The 16,284-nt window shown below is 77.0% G+C and carries 14 protein-coding genes; 7 read left to right on the top strand and 7 right to left on the bottom strand.

Going from position 1 to position 16,284, the window contains the following annotated elements; translation table 11 throughout:
• Window positions 1-29: 29 nt before the first annotated feature.
• From BUE45_RS02575 to fahA, 3 genes are all read left to right on the top strand, one after another.
• Entirely contained in the window at window positions 30-1,235 is a 1,206-nt protein-coding gene (locus BUE45_RS02575) for a homogentisate 1,2-dioxygenase (RefSeq protein WP_073374461.1), read from the top strand.
• Window positions 1,232-2,125, top strand: a complete 894-nt coding sequence (locus tag BUE45_RS02570; RefSeq protein WP_073374459.1) for a hypothetical protein — start codon at window positions 1,232-1,234, stop codon at window positions 2,123-2,125. Before BUE45_RS02575 ends, BUE45_RS02570 begins: the two co-directional genes overlap by 4 nt.
• 76 nt (window positions 2,126-2,201) lie before the next feature.
• Window positions 2,202-3,416 carry a fumarylacetoacetase gene (gene fahA / locus BUE45_RS02565; protein WP_073374458.1) on the top strand — a complete coding sequence of 405 codons (1,215 nt, stop codon included), beginning with the start codon at window positions 2,202-2,204 and terminating at the stop codon, window positions 3,414-3,416.
• 135 nt (window positions 3,417-3,551) lie between these two features.
• Here the strand turns inward: fahA and BUE45_RS02560 are convergent, their stop codons facing one another.
• Entirely contained in the window at window positions 3,552-4,916 is a 1,365-nt protein-coding gene (locus tag BUE45_RS02560) for an MFS transporter (RefSeq protein WP_073374456.1), read from the bottom strand.
• 140 nt (window positions 4,917-5,056) lie between these two features.
• Entirely contained in the window at window positions 5,057-6,616 is a 1,560-nt protein-coding gene (locus BUE45_RS02555; protein WP_073374454.1) for a DUF4241 domain-containing protein, read from the bottom strand.
• Window positions 6,617-6,752: 136 nt separating this feature from the next.
• Here BUE45_RS02555 and BUE45_RS02550 point away from each other — a divergent pair, with 136 nt between their 5' ends.
• Window positions 6,753-7,397, top strand: coding sequence for a maleylpyruvate isomerase family mycothiol-dependent enzyme (locus tag BUE45_RS02550; RefSeq protein WP_073374452.1), 645 nt, complete (start codon window positions 6,753-6,755; stop codon window positions 7,395-7,397).
• 21 nt (window positions 7,398-7,418) lie between these two features.
• On the opposite strand, the gene BUE45_RS02545 is transcribed toward BUE45_RS02550, so the two are convergent.
• The gene (locus BUE45_RS02545) at window positions 7,419-7,823 is read right to left on the bottom strand and encodes a GatB/YqeY domain-containing protein (protein ID WP_073374450.1); all 405 of its coding nucleotides are present in this window, start codon (window positions 7,821-7,823) and stop codon (window positions 7,419-7,421) included.
• A 197-nt stretch (window positions 7,824-8,020) separates the two neighbouring features.
• Here BUE45_RS02545 and BUE45_RS02540 point away from each other — a divergent pair, with 197 nt between their 5' ends.
• From BUE45_RS02540 to BUE45_RS02530, 3 genes are all read left to right on the top strand, one after another.
• Entirely contained in the window at window positions 8,021-8,344 is a 324-nt protein-coding gene (locus BUE45_RS02540) for a sensor histidine kinase (RefSeq protein ID WP_245832727.1), read from the top strand.
• Complete coding sequence (locus BUE45_RS02535; protein ID WP_073374448.1) at window positions 8,341-9,039, top strand: response regulator; 699 nt, start codon at window positions 8,341-8,343, stop codon at window positions 9,037-9,039. Before BUE45_RS02540 ends, BUE45_RS02535 begins: the two co-directional genes overlap by 4 nt.
• Before the next feature lie 138 nt (window positions 9,040-9,177).
• Window positions 9,178-9,834 carry a DUF2306 domain-containing protein gene (locus BUE45_RS02530; protein ID WP_073374446.1) on the top strand — a complete coding sequence of 219 codons (657 nt, stop codon included), beginning with the start codon at window positions 9,178-9,180 and terminating at the stop codon, window positions 9,832-9,834.
• Window positions 9,835-10,109: 275 nt separating this feature from the next.
• Here the strand turns inward: BUE45_RS02530 and BUE45_RS32365 are convergent, their stop codons facing one another.
• The 4 genes from BUE45_RS32365 to BUE45_RS02515 all read right to left on the bottom strand — a co-directional run bounded on the left by BUE45_RS32365 (window position 10,110) and on the right by BUE45_RS02515 (window position 16,192).
• On the bottom strand, window positions 10,110-10,256 hold the full coding sequence (locus tag BUE45_RS32365; protein ID WP_178378427.1) for a hypothetical protein: 147 nt from the start codon (window positions 10,254-10,256) through the stop codon (window positions 10,110-10,112).
• Window positions 10,257-11,276: 1,020 nt separating this feature from the next.
• Window positions 11,277-14,420 (bottom strand): PHP domain-containing protein, encoded by a 3,144-nt coding sequence (locus BUE45_RS02525; RefSeq protein ID WP_073375331.1) that lies wholly within the window; start codon window positions 14,418-14,420, stop codon window positions 11,277-11,279.
• 182 nt (window positions 14,421-14,602) lie between these two features.
• Entirely contained in the window at window positions 14,603-15,307 is a 705-nt protein-coding gene (locus BUE45_RS02520) for a haloacid dehalogenase type II (RefSeq protein WP_073374444.1), read from the bottom strand.
• A 57-nt stretch (window positions 15,308-15,364) separates the two neighbouring features.
• A complete protein-coding gene (locus BUE45_RS02515) occupies window positions 15,365-16,192 on the bottom strand; it encodes a SecDF P1 head subdomain-containing protein (protein ID WP_073374442.1) in 828 nt (275 codons plus the stop codon).
• Between the last annotated feature and the right edge of the window lie 92 nt (window positions 16,193-16,284).

The following is a 16,284-nucleotide window of genomic DNA, read 5'->3' as shown; positions in this document are numbered from 1 at the left end:
CACCGACGACCACCCGGAGGACAGGCGCCATGGCCTACTACCGCCAGGTCGGCGAGGTGCCCCGCACCCGCCACACCCAGCACCGCACCCCCGAGGGGGGCCTCTACTACGAGGAGCTGATGGGGGAGGAGGGCTTCTCCTCCGACTCCTCGCTGCTCTACCACCGGGCGATCCCCTCGGCCATCGTCGACGCCGCCGAGTGGCGGGTCCCCGACCAGAGCCGCACCCGCAACGCGCCGATGGTGCCCCGGCACCTCAAGCTGCACACGCTCTTCGGCGACCAGGAGTGGAAGGCCGCCGACGTCGTCGAGTCGCGCCGCCTGGTCCTGGGCAACGACGACGTGCGCATCTCCTACGTCGTCGCCGGGGCCCCCTCGGAGCTGTACCGCAACGGCATCGGCGACGAGTGCGTTTACGTCGAGTCCGGCAGCGCCCGGGTGGAGACCGTGTTCGGCCTCCTGGAGGTCGGCCGCGGCGACTACGTCATCCTGCCCCGGGCCACCACCCACCGCTGGGTGCCCACCGGCGACGGGCCGCTGCGCGCCTACGTGGTCGAGGCCAACAGCCACATCGCCCCGCCCAAGCGGTACCTGTCCCGGTACGGTCAGCTCCTGGAGCACGCCCCCTACTGCGAGCGCGACCTGCGCGGGCCCTCCGCGCCCCTGCTGGCCGAGGGCGAGAACGTCGACGTGCTGATCAAGCACCGCGGCGACGGCCCCGGCGGCATCTCCGGCACCCGCTACACCTACCCCACCCACCCGTTCGACGTGGTCGGCTGGGACGGCTGCCTGTACCCGTACGCGTTCAACATCGACGACTTCCAGCCCATCACCGGCCGGGTGCACCAGCCGCCGCCCGTCCACCAGGTGTTCGAGGGCCACAACTTCGTCATCTGCAACTTCGTGCCGCGCAAGGTGGACTACCACCCCGGGGCGATCCCCGTGCCGTACTACCACTCCAACGTGGACTCCGACGAGGTCATGTTCTACTGCGGCGGCGACTACGAGGCCCGCAAGGGCTCCGGGATCGGCCAGGGCTCGATCTCCCTGCACCCCGGCGGCCACTCCCACGGCCCGCAGCCCGGGGCCTACGAGCGCAGCATCGGCGCCGAGCGGTTCGACGAGCTGGCCGTCATGGTGGACACCTTCCGGCCGCTGGACCTGGGGGAGGGCGGGACCGCCTCCGACGACGGCTCCTACGCCTGGACCTGGGCCGGCGGGAAGCGGGAACCGTGAGCACCGCCGACGCGGCCCGGGGCGGGGCCGGGGACGCCCTGTACCGCTCCCTGTTCGACGACGCCGCGCTGTTCCCGCCCGGCAACGCCCCCATGGGCGAGGCCCTGCCCGCCCACCGCCGGTACCTGGACTCGTCCCGGGCCGCCTACGTGGGACCCTTCCTGGTCTCCGACGCGCGCGTGGCCGAGCTGCGCGCCGTGCTCTCCCGCGAGGACGGCAGCCACCCGCCGCTGGAGGTCGTGGTCACCGTCCCCGGCGGCGCCGACGGGGTCGCCCCCGCCGTCGGGGCGGTGCTGGCCGACCCCGCGCTGCGCCTGCGCGGCGTGGAGGCCGCGGCCCCGCCCGGCGGCGCCGCCGGGGTCGCCGCCGCCCTCGCCGCCCACCTGCCCGACGGGTCGGGGGAGGCCGGGCCGGCCGACGGGTACGTGGAGGTGTCCCGCCAGGGCGGGCCCGAGGGCGTGCGCGCGGACCTGGAGGCCCTGGCCGCCGCCGGGCGCAGCGCCAAGTTCCGCACCGGCGGGCTGACCGCGCAGGCCCACCCGGCCGAGGACGAGCTGGCCGGGTTCCTGTACGCGGCCGTCGGCCTCGGCGTGCCCTTCAAGTGCACCGCCGGGCTGCACCACGCCGTCCGGCACACCACCGCCGAGGGCTTCGAGCAGCACGGCTTCCTCAACGTCCTGCTGGCCACGGACACCCTGGTCAGGGGCGGGACCGCCGCCGACGCGGCCGGGGTCCTGGCCGACCGGGACGGGAAGTCCCTGGCCTCCCGCGCCGCCGGGCTCACCGCCGGGGAGGCCGCCGCGGTCCGGGCGGGCTTCCGCTCCTTCGGAACGTGCAGCATCATCGAGCCCCTGGAGGACCTCGTCGTCCTCGGGGCGCTCGGCCCCTGACCGACCACGACCGCCCCCGCGGCCGGACCGGCACCGCCGCCCCGGCCGCGGGCCCGCACCCAGAAAGCGCACACCCATGCCCGACAGCTGGATCGACCTGCCCCGGGACGCCGAGTTCGGCCTCGCCACCCTGCCCTACGGGGTGTTCAGCACCGGCGGGGACGGCGCCACCCGCGTCGGCACCGCCGTCGGCGCCCACGTCCTGGACCTGGGCGCCGCCGCCCGCGCCACCGGATCGCCCCACGCCGACCTGCTCGGCGCGCCGAACCTCGACGCGCTGCTGGCCGCCGGACGCCCCGTGTGGGACCGGGTCCGCGCCGACCTGGTGGAGTGGCTCACCGACCCCGCCCACGAGGCCGCGGTCCGCCCCCACCTGGTGGACCGGGACGCGGTGCGGCTGCACCTGCCGTTCACCGTCGCCGACTACGTGGACTTCTACGCCTCCGAGCACCACGCCGCCAACGTGGGCCGGATGTTCCGCCCCGGCCAGGAGCCGCTCACCCCCAACTGGAAGCACCTGCCCATCGGGTACCACGGCCGTTCCGGCACCATCGTGGCCTCGGGCACCGACATCGTCCGCCCCACCGGCCAGCGCAAGTCCCCCGACGACCCGGCGCCCGTGTTCGGGCCCTCGGTGCGGCTGGACATCGAGGCCGAGGTCGGGTTCGTGGTCGGCACCCCCGCCCCGATGGGCGGCCGGGTCGCGGTGGACGGCTTCCCCGACCACGTGTTCGGCGTGTTCCTGCTCAACGACTGGTCCTCGCGCGACCTCCAGGCCTGGGAGTACGTGCCGCTGGGCCCGTTCCTGGGCAAGTCGTTCGCCACCTCGGTCTCCCCGTGGATCGTGCCGCTGGCCGCCCTGGAGTCCGCCCGGGTGGAGCAGCCCGCCCAGGACCCCGAGCCGCTGCCCTACCTGCGCGGGAGCGCGCCCTGGGGCCTGGACCTGCGGCTGGAGGTGCGGCTCAACGGCCACCCGGTGTCGCGTCCGCCGTTCTCGCAGATGTACTGGACGGCCGCCCAGCAGCTCGCCCACATGACCGTCAACGGGGCGTCGCTGCGCACCGGCGACGTGTACGCGTCGGGCACCGTCAGCGGCCCCGAGCCGGGGCAGCGGGGCAGCCTGCTGGAACTGTCCTGGAGCGGCAAGGAGCCGCTGCGGCTGCCGGACGGGACCGAGCGCTCCTTCCTGGAGGACGGCGACGAGGTCGTCATCACGGCGACCGCGCCCGGCCCGGACGGGACCGTCGTCCACTTCGGCGAGGTGACGGGCAGGATCCTGCCCGCCGTGTAGGGACGCGGGGCGGGGCCCCGGGCCCCGCCCCGCCACCCCTCGGGGGCGGTTTCGGGGGTGTGCCGTCCCGGCGCCCCGGTGGCCGGTGCCGCGATCGGCTCCGGGGGCCCGCCCCTTCTGCCTTCCGGCGGGCTTCTAGCCTTCGGGGGCGGTCTCGGGGATGCGCCGCCCCAGCACCCCGGCGGCCAGCGCCGCCGCCACCAGCCCCAGCCCGGTCAGGGCCAGTCCCGTCGGCGGGTCGGCGGCCACCAGCAGCGGCACCACCAGCATCCCCGCCGTCCCGCACAGCCGCACCACCATGTGGTGCGCGGACAGCACCGCCACCCGCTCCGCGACCGGGAAGCGGTCCGCGATGGACACCTGGAGGGTCACGCTCGCCCACGGCATGGCCGCCCCGGACAGCACCATGACCGCCGCCAGCACCCCCACCGTGGGCGCGAGCCCCATGGCGGCCAGCAGCACCCCGGCCACCGCCCACGACGCGCAGAACACCGGCAGCCACGGCCCGCGCGGGCGCAGGTTGCCCACGGCGAGGTTGCCCGCCACCGCCCCCGCGGCCGTCAGCGCGGTCAGCGCCCCGTAGACGGCCATGCCCTGCCCGTGCACGGTGGTGAGCAGGATGGGCAGGCCCACCGCCGAGGCGGTCGCCGCCAGCTGCCCGGCCCCGTTGAGCACCACCGCGACCGCCACGGAGGGGTGCGAGCGCACCAGGATCCGCCACCCGGCGGCGGTGGCCCCGGGACGGAGCGGTTGCGGCGGGGCGTGGGGAAGGCGCGACCGCGCGGCCGGGTGGGACGGACGGTGCGCGAGGGGCGCCGGAGTGCGGGGACCGGGCCCCGGGCCCGGCCCGGGGGCGGGCCGCGCCGACCCGGGCACGCCGCCCAGGCCCGCGATGACCGCCGCGCTGACGAGGAAGGCCGCCGCGGTCGCCCCGTAGAAGCCGACCTCGTCCACCACCAGCAGCAGGGCCCCGGCCGCCCCGGGGCCCAGGATGCGGGCCAGCCGGCCGGCCAGGTCCAGCAGCCCCATCAGCGGCCGCACCCGGTCGCCGTCGACCAGCGACGGTGCCAGGGCGGGCAGCAGCGGTTCGAGGAGGGAGGAGGCGGTCCCCACCAGGAGCGCGACCACCAGCAGCACCGCCACCCGCAGGTGCGCGGCGGAGTCCGCGGCCCCGGCCGCCCCCGCCTCCGCCGCCCGGGAGTCCAGCAGCGCCCAGGCCAGGGGCACCGCGGCCACGACGGCGGCGTACGCCAGCTGGACCAGGGCCAGGCGGCCCCAGGTGGCCAGGCGGGCGGTCAGCCGCCAGCCGAAGGCGCCCATCAGGATGTAGGGGAGCGACTCCAGCACCGCGACCAGGCCCATGAGGAAGGCCGACTCGGTGGCCTCCCACACCAGCCACATGACGGCCAGCGCGTACAGGCGGCCCCCCACCACCGCCACGAGCTGTGCCGACCACAGCGCCGCCACGCGCCCTTGCCGCAGCAACCGCAGGTAACCCACGCGCGTGCCTCCTGTGGTCGGTCCCGGGCGGGATCAGGGCCATGGGGCGGGCCCGCACCGGCGATACCCGGAGGGAGGCCCGGATTCCCACTGTGGCCGACCCTTCGGCCCTCCAGACCCGGGGGCGGGCTCCAGGGCCGTCACAGGCGCGCCTCCCCGGCGGAGCACCCGAACAGGCGGCCGTCGACCACGAAGCGGACCGGTGCGCCGCAGGCGTCCCGTCCGATCCGCAGCGGGGCGGACGAGACCGGGCCCGGGCGCACCACGAACATCGTCCCGCCCCCGGGCAGGCGCAGGGTGAAGGCCGGGTCCGTGTGCTGGTACGGGTGGACCACGCCCAGGAGTTCGCGGTGCAGCACCCCCTGGACGGGCGGGGCCGGCGGGCGCCCGGGGGGCGGCGGCAGGGCCCGCACGTGGGCGGCGGTCCGGGCCAGGTCCGCGCGGTCCGGTACCGGGTCGCCCGGACCGTACCCGAGGGCGCGGACGAACGCCTCCGTGTCGCGGGGGAAGGCCCGCGCCGCGGAGCGCAGCGCGGCATCGGCCTCGGCGGACTCCTCCAGTGCGCTCCCGTGCCCGCAGAAGGCGAGTTCGTAGCGCTCGAAGTCCTCGGCCATGTGGTCGGCGACGCGCTCGGCGACGCCCGGGTCGGCCAGGCACACCCCGCCCTGGGCGAAGCTCCCGTAGAACTCCCGCTCGTCCAGCTCCCCCGGGTCCTCCCCGTCCTGGAGGGCGTGCTCCCAGGAGGCGACCGGTGCGTCGCGGGCCTGGATCCGCACGGCGGCCAGCCGGACGTCGCCCGGACCGGGGAACCGCTCGGGGAAGGACGCCGGAAGGAGCCGGGGCTCACCCGAGGCGAAGGAGGCCACGGTGGCCACCACGCGGTGCCGCCCCGGCGGGAGGACGCCCCGGTACACGGCCAGGCCCTCGTCGACCGCCTGGCCCCCGCCGACGGCCAGGTCCCCCGAGGGCAGGTCCAGGCGGCCCAGGTCGACGTCGTGCAGCCGGGCCGGACCCCAGCCGGGGAAACCCGGGGAGGTGCGCACGCCCCCCTCCCGCAGCAGGCCGGTGAGGTCCGGCGGCGCCAGCGGGCGGACCGGCTGCCAGGGCGCGGGGACGGCGGGGCCGTCCGGGGCGCCGTCCTCACACAGGACCAGCGGACCCCACAGGTCCGGGTGCAGGGCGGCCGGACGGGCCCAGTCGCCGAAGGCGGGCACGTCCAGGACGGCCAGGGACGCCACGTGCTCCCGCCAGGCCGTGCCGCCGGGGGGCGGCGCGCCGCCCCCGAAGAAGGTGAGGTCCAGGGTGCGCCACCCGGCGCGCACGTCGAAGCAGCGGCCCCCGAAGGAGCGCTCGAACTCCGTCCCCAGCCGCTCCTGCGCCTCCACCAGGTCGGGGGTGCCCTCGTCCGGCCGCGCCCACTGGCGTCCGCCCAGCAGCACCAGGCGGTCGGGGCCGGGCTTGCGCAGGTACCGGAAGCGGCCCACGCGGCGACCGTCGGGGGACAGCAGGACGACCCGGAGGAAGCGTTCGCGCCGGGCGACCTCCAGGAGCAGGAGCGGGGTTCCCCCGGGGGTGCGCAGGAGGGCGGCGTACTGCTCTCCGTCCCGGTCCCGGCGGCGCGCGGTGGCCGGGCTCAGCCGGCCGGCCGGTGCACGGGACCCGGGGTCCCAGCCTTCGCAGTAGGCGACGTGGACGCGCACCGGTCCCAGGGGTCCTCCTGTGGTCGGGGGCAGGGCGCAGGCACCCTACCGGCCCCCGCCGGCGCGCCCGCGGGGTCCGGGGTTCTGTCGCAGGCGGGGTGAAGGATGGGAGTCCCGTTCCTTCGTGAGGAGTCGCATGATGCCGTCGAACCGCCGCCCGGTCCCGTGGCCGCAGGTGCACGCCGAGCGCGCGGCCCTGGCCGACGACCTGGCCGGCCTGTCCGAGGAGGACTGGCGGACCCCGTCGCTGTGCACGGGGCTGACGGTGCGCGAGGTCCTCGCGCACCTGACCGCCGGGGCGAGCCTCAACGGCCTGCGGTGGTTCGCCGGGGTCGTCCGCTGCCGCTTCGACTTCGACGCCCAGGTCGCGATGCGCCTGGCCGAGCAGATGGGGGACTCGGGCGCCGACACGCTCGCCCGCTTCCGCGCGGTGGTGGCGAGTACGACGTCGCCGCCGCTGCCCCGGATCGCCATGCTGGGCGAGGCCGTCGTGCACGCCGAGGACGTCCGGCGCCCGCTGGGCATCGCTGCGGACCGGCCGGTGGACACCCTGACGCGGGTCGCGGAGTACTACCGGGGCTCGGACCAGGTGGTCGTCGCCGGGAGCCGCGTCAAGGGCCTGCGGCTGGAGGCCGCGGACGGCCCCTTCGCGGCGGGGGAGGGGCCGCTGGTCAGGGGCGGCACGCTCGCGCTGATCATGGCCATGACGGGCCGGCCGGCCCACCTCGCCGACCTGGACGGGGACGGGGTGGAGGTGCTGCGCGGGCGCATGGACGGGTGAGCGCGGGGCCCGGTGCCGCGCTCACGCCGCCCCGGGTCCCGGGGCGGCGAGGTACACGGCGAGCACGTCCGCCTCGGCCCGGAGCCGCTCGGCGGCCGCGCCCCGGCCCAGGGCGGTGTAACGGGCGGCCTCCTCGCGGCGCTCGTCGACCTGGGCCCGCAGCAGGTCCGCCAGGTCGGCGGCGGACAGCTCGCGGCGGGCGGCCTCGGTGGAGCCCACGCCCTGCCGCGCGCCCGCCACGTGCTCGGAGGCCGCGGTGACCGCCTCCTCGGGCGCCCGGACCGCCTCGGCGTTGTCGACGGCGGCCAGCGCGGTGCGCAGCGCGGAGACCGCCGTGCGCTCGCGGGCCTTCATCGCCGCCGTCAGGTCGGCGCGCAGCCGCGCGCGCAGCTCCCGCGCCGGGCGGCTCCCCGGTGTCGTGTCCACGTCGTCCGTCCCTTCCCACCGCCGGGGTGGTTTCCGGTGGCGATGGTCTATGGTGGAAAAGTATCTCTTCGCTCCCTTTTGTTCAACAACATAGGGGTGTATAGAGGACTTTGGTGAATCCTGTCTCGTGTGAAGTGCCCGCCCCTGCGGGATGAGCGGCGCTCCCCGGGGCCGGGCCCGGCGGCCCGGCCGTGGAGGTGCGGGTCGACGACGGCCTCGACGACCTGCCGCCGGAGGTCGCGGCGACCGTCCACCGCCTGGCCCGTGAGGCGGTCACCAACGCGCGCAGGCACGCCCGCGGCGCCACCCGCGTCCGCGTGCGCGTCACCGCCGACGACACCTCGGTGCACCTGCGGGTCGCCGACGACGGGGACCCCGCCCCGCGCCGGCCGGCCGGCTACGGGATCACCGGCATGGCCGAGCGGGCCGCCCTGCTCGGCGGGACCTGCGAGGCCGCCCCGAACCCGGGCCGGGGCTGGACCGTCACCGCCCGCCTGCCCCGGTCGGGAGCCGCCGCATGAGTGCGGGAGAGGGAGCGGGGGAGGGGGCGCCCGCCATCCGCGTGGTCGTCGCCGACGACCAGGAGATCGTCCGCACCGGCCTGACGATGATCCTGGACGCCCAGCCCGGGATCGAGGTCGTCGGTCAGGCCGCCGACGGCCGCGGGGCCGTCGAGCTGGCGCGGCGCCTGCGCCCCGACGTGTGCCTGTTCGACGTCCGCATGCCCGGCACCGACGGCATCGAGGCCACCCGGCTGCTGGCCGGGCCCGACGTGCGGGACCCGGTCGCCGTCGTCGTCATCACCGTGTTCGACCTCGACGAGTACGTGTACGCCGCCCTGCGGGCCGGGGCGCGCGGGTTCCTGCTCAAGGACGCCGGGGCCGCGCTGCTCTCCCAGGCGGTGCGGGCCGCCGCCGCGGGCGACGCGCTCATCGCCCCCGGCGTCACCCGCAGGCTGCTCGACACGTTCGCCGGCCGCCGCCCGGCCGGGCCGCCGGCCCAGCCCGCCCAGGCGCTCACGGACCGGGAGGAGCAGATCCTGGAGGCGGTGGCCCGCGGGCGGACCAACGGCGAGATCGCCCGCGAGTCCTACATCGCGGTCAGCACGGTCAAGACCCACATCGCCGGCCTCATGGCCAAGATCGGCGCCCGCAACCGGGTCGAGGCCGCCCTGTGGGCGTACGAGACCGGGCGGGTTAGCGGCACCCCGCGCTGACCGGAAGGACGAGGACGCCCTCCCGCTTTCGGCGGAGGCGGTGGCGGCCCCGGGACCGATGCCCCCGAGGGGGCGCGCGGGCCACGATCGGGGTACCGCCCCGGGCACGGTGCCCTCGCGGCGGCGAAAGGAACCCTCGTGACCCCCTCCGACCGACGCGCGTGGCTCGTCGCCGCCCTGCTGGTCCTGCTCAGCGCCGTCCCCGTGATCGCGGGCGGCGCGCGCCTGGGCGAGCTGGCCGGCGGCGGTCCGGCCACCCCGGAGAACAGCAGGTTCTTCGCCGACCCCGCGCCCGTGGTGCTGCACATCGCCGCCGCCGTGCCCTACTGCCTGCTGGGCGCGTTCCAGTTCGTGCCCGGGCTGCGCCGCCGCCGCTGGCACCGCCTCGCGGGCCGGGCGCTGGTGCCGCTGGGGCTCGTCGCGGCGCTGACGGGGGTCTGGATGTCGCTCTCCTACCCGCTGAACGAGGGGGAGGACGTGTCGCTGACCGCGGTGCGGCTGGTGTTCGGGACGGGGATGGCGGCGGCGATCCTGCTGGGGTTCGCGGCGGTGCGGCGCCGGGACACCGCCGGGCACCGGGCCTGGATGGTCCGCGCGTACGCGATCGGGCAGGGGGCGGGCACGCAGGTGTTCACGCACCTGCCCTGGGTGCTGCTGCTCGGCCAGCCGGGTGAGGCGACCCGCACGGGGCTGATGGCGGCGGGGTGGCTGATCAACCTGGCGGTCGCCGAGTGGGCCGTGCGCAGGAGCGCCGCGGGGGCGGGCGTTCGCGCCGGGGGCGCGGGCGTCCGCTGACGGGCGGGGCCGCCGGGGCCCTGCGGCGGCGGAGCGGGCGTGGGCCGAGGGGCTCCCCCGGCTGCCCGGGCGGTTGCGCCGCCCCGCCGGGAGGAGGGGCGCCCGCGCGGAGGGAACGGCCGGGCATGCTCCCCCGGTCCGCGCCGGTGCGGGACCGCCGGGTTCCGGCACGGGGGCCGCCCCGGCAGGCCCGGCGACCGCCACGGGCACAGGGCCTGCCGGGGCGGGTCTTCGCCCACGCGGGAGCCCGGCGGCTCCCGCGTGGCGGACGTTCGCTAGGGCAGGGCCCCGCGACCGGCGTCGGCGTGCAGGCAGTGGCCGACGGCGGCCGGCTCCCCGAACGCCTGGTGGAGCGGGGAGAACGCCAGCAGGCCCGACAGCGCCGCCGCCGCGGCGCCGGAGGCGCCGACGAGCGTGAGCACCCGGTGGGTGCGGTCGGGGCCGGAACCCCGGTGCGGGCCGCTCTGACCGGGAGGCCGGGCCCCCGGGAAGGGGGATTCGGGCGGACCGGACGGGAGCGGGAACGGTGCGGGGACGGAGGGGCTCGTGGGACCGTCCGCTCCACGGGGGAGGAACGACGAATCCGTGTCGGGAAGTGCGCGCATGGAGTCCTTAAAAGTGTCTTTGCAGCGTTGAATGTACCTCCGGGGAATGCGGCCCGCCGGTGTGTCCGCACATTCTCCGGAAGTGGAAACCAAGGTCCCGAACCGGAGGCGGCGGGAGGTGTCCCGCCTTTGCCCCGATACGCCGTCGAACTGTGACGATATATCCGATCGCGGTGTGACAGGGGTGGCGTTTCGGCGCCCCGGAAAAGCACGGAAAGCGCATGATCTCCGGTGGGGTATTGCGGATGCACCCCGCGGCGTTCAAGGAACCGGCCCCGTTCGGGGAGCCCCTGTGGAAAACCGTTCGCGGCCCTGCGGCCCGGCGCACAATGGAGGCGAACCGAAGGTCGTTCCCCTCCCGAGCCACCAGGTGGGACCATGCCCAAGACCAGGACCGAGCCCCGCACCCCCCGCCGCCTCCGATCCCGCCGCGGCCGGGCCACCGGGCTTGCGCCCCTCCTCCGCTGCCGTGCCCCCGTCGGCCCGTGGCCGTCTCCGGCGGCACCGGGTCCGCGCTCGGCGCGCCGGGCCCGCGGGGAAGGGGCGCCGCGGCGTCGGCCGCCCCCGGCGGGTCCGGGCGGAGCAGTCCCGGCGCCCCCGCCCGGGAGAGGGGGTACGGAAGCGGCCGGTGATGCCCCCGGTGAGCGCGGGATGCCGCGGACCGGGCCTTGGGCGTTCCGGAGCGGGATCCGGGAGTTCCTCGGGCGCTCTGCAGTTCGCGCCGCTTCGTACGGCCGGTGGTGGGCCCGGTGCGTGCCCGGCGGTCTCCGGGGCGGACACGGGGTGTTCCCGCCCGGGCCGCGGGGGTTCCTCGACGGGCACCGGGCCCGGCGCCGGTCACTCCGCCAGGGGCCGCACGGTGGCGATGGTCAGCGTGGGCAGGGCTCCGGGGGCGGAGCGGCGCACGCGCCCCGTCACCACCACGAAGGGCTCGCTGCGGAGCACGGCCGCCCCGTGCTCCTGGGCGTCGGCGAACATGGCGGCCTCCACCAGCCCCGTACGGTCCTCCACGCTCGCGAAGATCACCCGGCGCCCCGAGCGCATCGGCGGCGTCTGCACGGCCACCTTCAGCCCGGCCACGGCGACGGTGGCGCCGGTCGGCTCCCGGTGCAGGTCGGCGGCGGCCACCAGCCGGGGGCTCTGCCGGGCCTCCAGCTCGGCCAGCCGGTCGGCGTGGCGGTCCATCACGTGCCCCGAGATCTCGTACCCCAGGACCCGGCCCTCCTCCGCCAGCCGCTCCGGGTGGGTCATCGGCGCGGCCCGGCCCGCGCGCACCCGGTCCGGCCCGGTGCGCAGGGCCAGCTGGCCCTCTCCGGCGGCCCGGGGCGGGTGCGCCCGCAGCAGCGCGTGGGCGTGCAGCAGCACGTCCCGCCGGTCCGGCCCGCCCTCCCGGTCGGCGCCGGTGAGGGCGTCCAGGGCCCCCACCAGCACCAGGTCGTCCAGTGCCGGGGCCGAGGGGCGGGCGCGCACGACGAGGTCGCGCAGGTCCGCGAACGGCCGCCGGGCGATGAGCCGGTCGGCCTCCGCGCCGGTGAGGGAGCCGACGTCGGACAGCGGCGGCCGCACGCCCCGGTCCAGGTCGCCGACCCGCTCCACCCGCCACACCCGGTCGGAGGCGTGCACGTCCAGGGGCAGCACGCGCACCCCGAACCTGCGCATCTCCTGGAGCAGGGTGCGCCGCGGGTACATGCCCGGGGCGTGGGTGAGCAGGCCCGCGGTGAACGCCGCCGGGTGGTGCCGCTTCATCCACGCGGACCGGTAGGACACCTGCGCGAACGCCACCCCGTGCGCCTTGGTGAACCCGAACGCGGCGAACGCCGCCACCTGCGCCCACACGGCGTCGACCACCGCCCGGGGGTGGCCGTGCTCGGCGGCGCGGACGCGGAACTCCGCCGCCACCTCGCGCACGCCCTGCGGCCGGGCCAGCGCCCGGCGCATCGCCTCGGCCTGGTGCAGCCCGCTGCCCGTCATGGCGGCCAGGACGCGCAGCATCTGCTCGTGCCAGACCATGACACCGCCGGTCTCGGCCAGGATCGGCTCCAGCGACGGGTGCGCGGCGGGGACCGCCCCGCCCCCGGCCCGGGCGGCCAGGTAGGCGCCCACGATGTCGGAGCCGATCGGCCCGGGCCGGAACAGGCTGATGTCCACGGTCAGGTCGGCCACGGTGGCCGGCCGCAGCCGGGAGACGAGTTCGCGCTGCCCGGGGGACTCGGTCTGGAAGCAGCCGACGGTGCGGCTGTGCGCCATCATGTGCGCGGTCGCGGGGTCGCCGTCGGGCACCCGGTCCAGGTCGACGCGCTCACCCGTGGTGCGCTCGACCTCGCCGAGAGCGTGGGCGAGCGCCGACTGCATCCGCACCCCCAGCACGTCCAGCTTGAGCAGCCCCAGCTGCCAGGACTCCACGGCGTGCTTGTCGGCCATCACCATCGCGTGTCCGCTGCCCGCCGGGCGGGTCGGCACCCGGTCGGTCAGGGCGTGGTCGCTCAGCACCAGGCCGCACGGGTGCATGGCCACGTGCCGGGGCAGGTCGGAGAACCGCTGCGCCAGCTCGACGAGTTCGCGCACCCGCGGGCCGTCCCAGCCCGCCATGGTGCGCAGCTCGGGCAGGTCCTCGATGGTCTCGGAGATGCGGGAGGCCTTGACCCGGGGGAACAGGGCGACGATGCGCTCCACCTCGGCCGACGGCATGGACAGCGCCAGCCCGGCGTCGCGCAGCGCCGACCGGGCCCGGTAGGTGTCGATCATCGCGACCGCCGCGGATTCGCCCGAATGCGCGGCGATCACCGCGTCGTAGGCCTCCAGGCGGCGTGCCGACTCCACGTCCAGGTCGATGTCGGGCATGGGCCGGTCGGGGCCGCAGAACCGCTCGAACAGCAGCCCGTGCTCCAGGGGGTCGACCGCCGAGACGCCCAGCTGGTGCACGATCATGCTGCCCACCGCCGACCCCCGCGCGCTGCACCGGATCCCCTCGGCGCGGATGGCGTCGGCGGCGTCCGCGATCGTCAGCAGGTAGGACTCCAGGCCCAGGCGGGCCACCGTCACCAGTTCCTCCTCCACCCGTTCCCGGGCGGGGCGGGAGCGGTCCAGGCCCAGCCGCGCGGCCCCGGACTCCAGGCGGGCGCGCAGCTCGGCGGGGGCGCCGGGGCGGTCGGGCAGGTGGATGCGGCCCGCGCCCAGGTCGGCGACCGGGTCCATGACGCACGAGAGGGCCAGGGCGAGGGTGTGGGCGACCAGGCGGCGGGCGCGCGTGGAGTCGCCCCCGCACACCCCCAGCGCCACCTCCCCCATGTGCTCGGAGCCGGCGAGGAAGGCCCGGTCGGTGGCGGGACCGGGGGAGTACCCGCCGGGGGCGTAGCCGCGGATCCGGTCCAGGGCCCGTGCCACGGGGGCGTCGTCGGCGGCGGGGTGGCGGACCGTGTTGGTCAGCACGGCCAGCAGCCGTTCGTCGTCGGCCATCCGCACCAGCGAGCGGGCGACGTGCAGCTGCCCGTCCACGCCGTGGTCGTGCGGGGCCAGGACGATCTCGGCGCCGGTCCGCCGCCAGGCGGCGAGCAGCGCGCGGGCGTGCGGGCCCCGCCGCTGGGCCAGCGACCGGCCCACGTCGGAGTCCGGGCCGAGCAGGACCACGAGGCCGTCGGGGCGCCCGGCGACCTCCTCGCGGGTGACCGCCACCGGTCCGGAGGGGCGGTGGTGGGCGGCGGTGACCAGGCGGCACAGGGAGGCCCAGCCGGCGGCGCCGCGGGCCAGCAGGACGACCCGGCCCCGGTCGGGGGAGGCCAGGGCCAGGTCCACCCCGAGCACGGGGCGCACCCCGGACCGGCGGCAGGCGTCCAGGTGCTCGGCGGTCCCGTACACGCCGTCGCGGTCGGTCAGGGCCGCGAACGGCTGGCCGAGCCGGGAGGCCTCTTCGACCAGCCGTGCGGGTGCGGCGGTGCCGTGGCGCATCGAGTAGTGCGAGGAGACCCGCAGGTGCGCGAACACCGACACCCCTCCCCTCCGCCGACGGGGACGGCCGCGGGGAAGGCACCGTCTCTTTCGAACCTGCGTTCGAAGACTGTAGCGCAAGGCCACCGCGCGTGCAGCGCCTGACCTGCCCTAACGGAGGGTGCGGCGACACGGGATCCCCTGCGCCCCGGGCGTTCCCGGGCGGCGCAGGATGATTTTCACGCGGGGCCGCGGCCCCCGGTCAGGAGCCCGGCCAGCTCGTCGAGTCCCTGCGTCACCAGGTCGAAGGCGTCGTCCGGCCGGGGCGGGTCGCCCACGGGGCGCTCGACGTAGGCGGTCCTCATGCCCACGTCCCGGGCGCCCCGCAGGTCCCAGGCGTGGGCGGCCACCATGAGCAGGCGTTCGGGGGCCAGGCCGGTGTTGGCCACGGCGAGGCGGTAGACGTCGGGGTGGGGCTTGTAGCCGCGTACGTCCTCCGCGGACAGCACCTGGTGCCAGCGCAGCCCGGCGTGCGCGTTGATGCGGGTGAGCGCCGAACGGCCGGCGCTCGACAGCCCCAGCACGGGCAGGTGCGCGGCGATCCGCCCCAGGCCCGCCACCGAGTCCGGCCACGGCTCCAGGCGCTGCGCGCAGGCCGCCAGCGCACGAATAGCGTCGGGGTCGCCGACCCCGGCCTCGGCGGCGACGCGCTCCGCCGCCTCCCGGTCGATCACCGTGCTGTCCGTGTAGGGGCGCCGGCCCGCGACGACCTCCCGCTGCTGCTCGTCGACGTGCCGCTGCCAGAGCGCGAGGAGGTCGGCCGCCCGCGCGTCGTCCACACCGGGGAGCAGGGCGCGGATGCCGCGCCCGATCCCCCCGGGCTCGTCGACCATGGTGCCGAGAATGTCGAAGACGACCACGTCCACGTCGGGAAGCGAAGTCACAGGGTCCTCCTGGAGGGGTGCCGGCCGCCGAGGGCGGGGGAGCGTGTCCGGGCGACCCTAGGGCACCGCCGTCACGGCGACGGGCAGCGGGTCCGATCCGACGAGGGTGGCCAGGACCGCGGCCTCGGTGCGCTCGAAGCCCCCGGTGACGACCGTGGCGCCCACGTCGAGGCCGACCCCGCACCCCACGTCGGGGGTGACCTCGGGGGCCGAGACGATCTCCTCGTCCACCACGATCGCGAGCCGGCGGCGCGGGTCGCCGGGGGACTGGCAGGCGGCCTCGCCGGTCATCGTGGCCCACGTCCCGGCGCCCTCACCGGTGAACTCGATCTGCACCTCCCACTGGCCGTAGGAGGGGTTGTGCTCGAACCCCGCCGAGGCGACCTGCGCGTTGCCGAGTCCCGCGGGGCCCACCCGCAGCAGCTCGGAGGTACTGGGGACGGGCAGGACCGTGTCCCCGTCGTCGGGGGACACCGCGGCGCCGAGTACGGGGTGGACGGCCATGACGCCGGGGCGCTCCAGCAGGGCGGTCGCCTCCGCCACGTCGGTGTCCGGGGGGAACTCGACGGTGAGGGCGGTGTCGCCTTGGACGGTGATGGCCGGCTCGCCCGCCGCCAGGTCCACGACGCGCCGGTGCAGGACGGCGGAGACCAGGTCGACGTCCTCGGCCGGAACGGGGTCCTGGCCGTTCCCGAGGCGGAACTCGACGCTCTCGCCGCCCCCGGGCCGCTCGGCTATGAACAGCAGCCAGGCGGTCACCCCGCCCGCGGCCACGAGGAGGGTGAGCGCCACGGCCCCGGCGACCAGCGGCCACAGCAGGTTCCGGCGCGGTGGGCCCTCGGGGGAGGGCGGGGACGGGTGCGGGTGCGGCGGCTGGGATTCCACGGGGTCCTTTCCGCTTCGGGGGCGTGCGGCCAGCCTTCCAGAAGCCCCCGACCCGCGACAGGCCCATCCGGGAACCCGGCACTTCCGGATGG

It is taken from the genome of Nocardiopsis flavescens, from assembly GCF_900141985.1.
In the GTDB taxonomy this organism is placed as follows: Bacteria; Actinomycetota; Actinomycetes; order Streptosporangiales; family Streptosporangiaceae; genus Nocardiopsis; species Nocardiopsis flavescens.
Note: the sequence above shows the minus strand (reverse complement) of the source record. Positions and strands in the feature narration are given on the sequence as shown.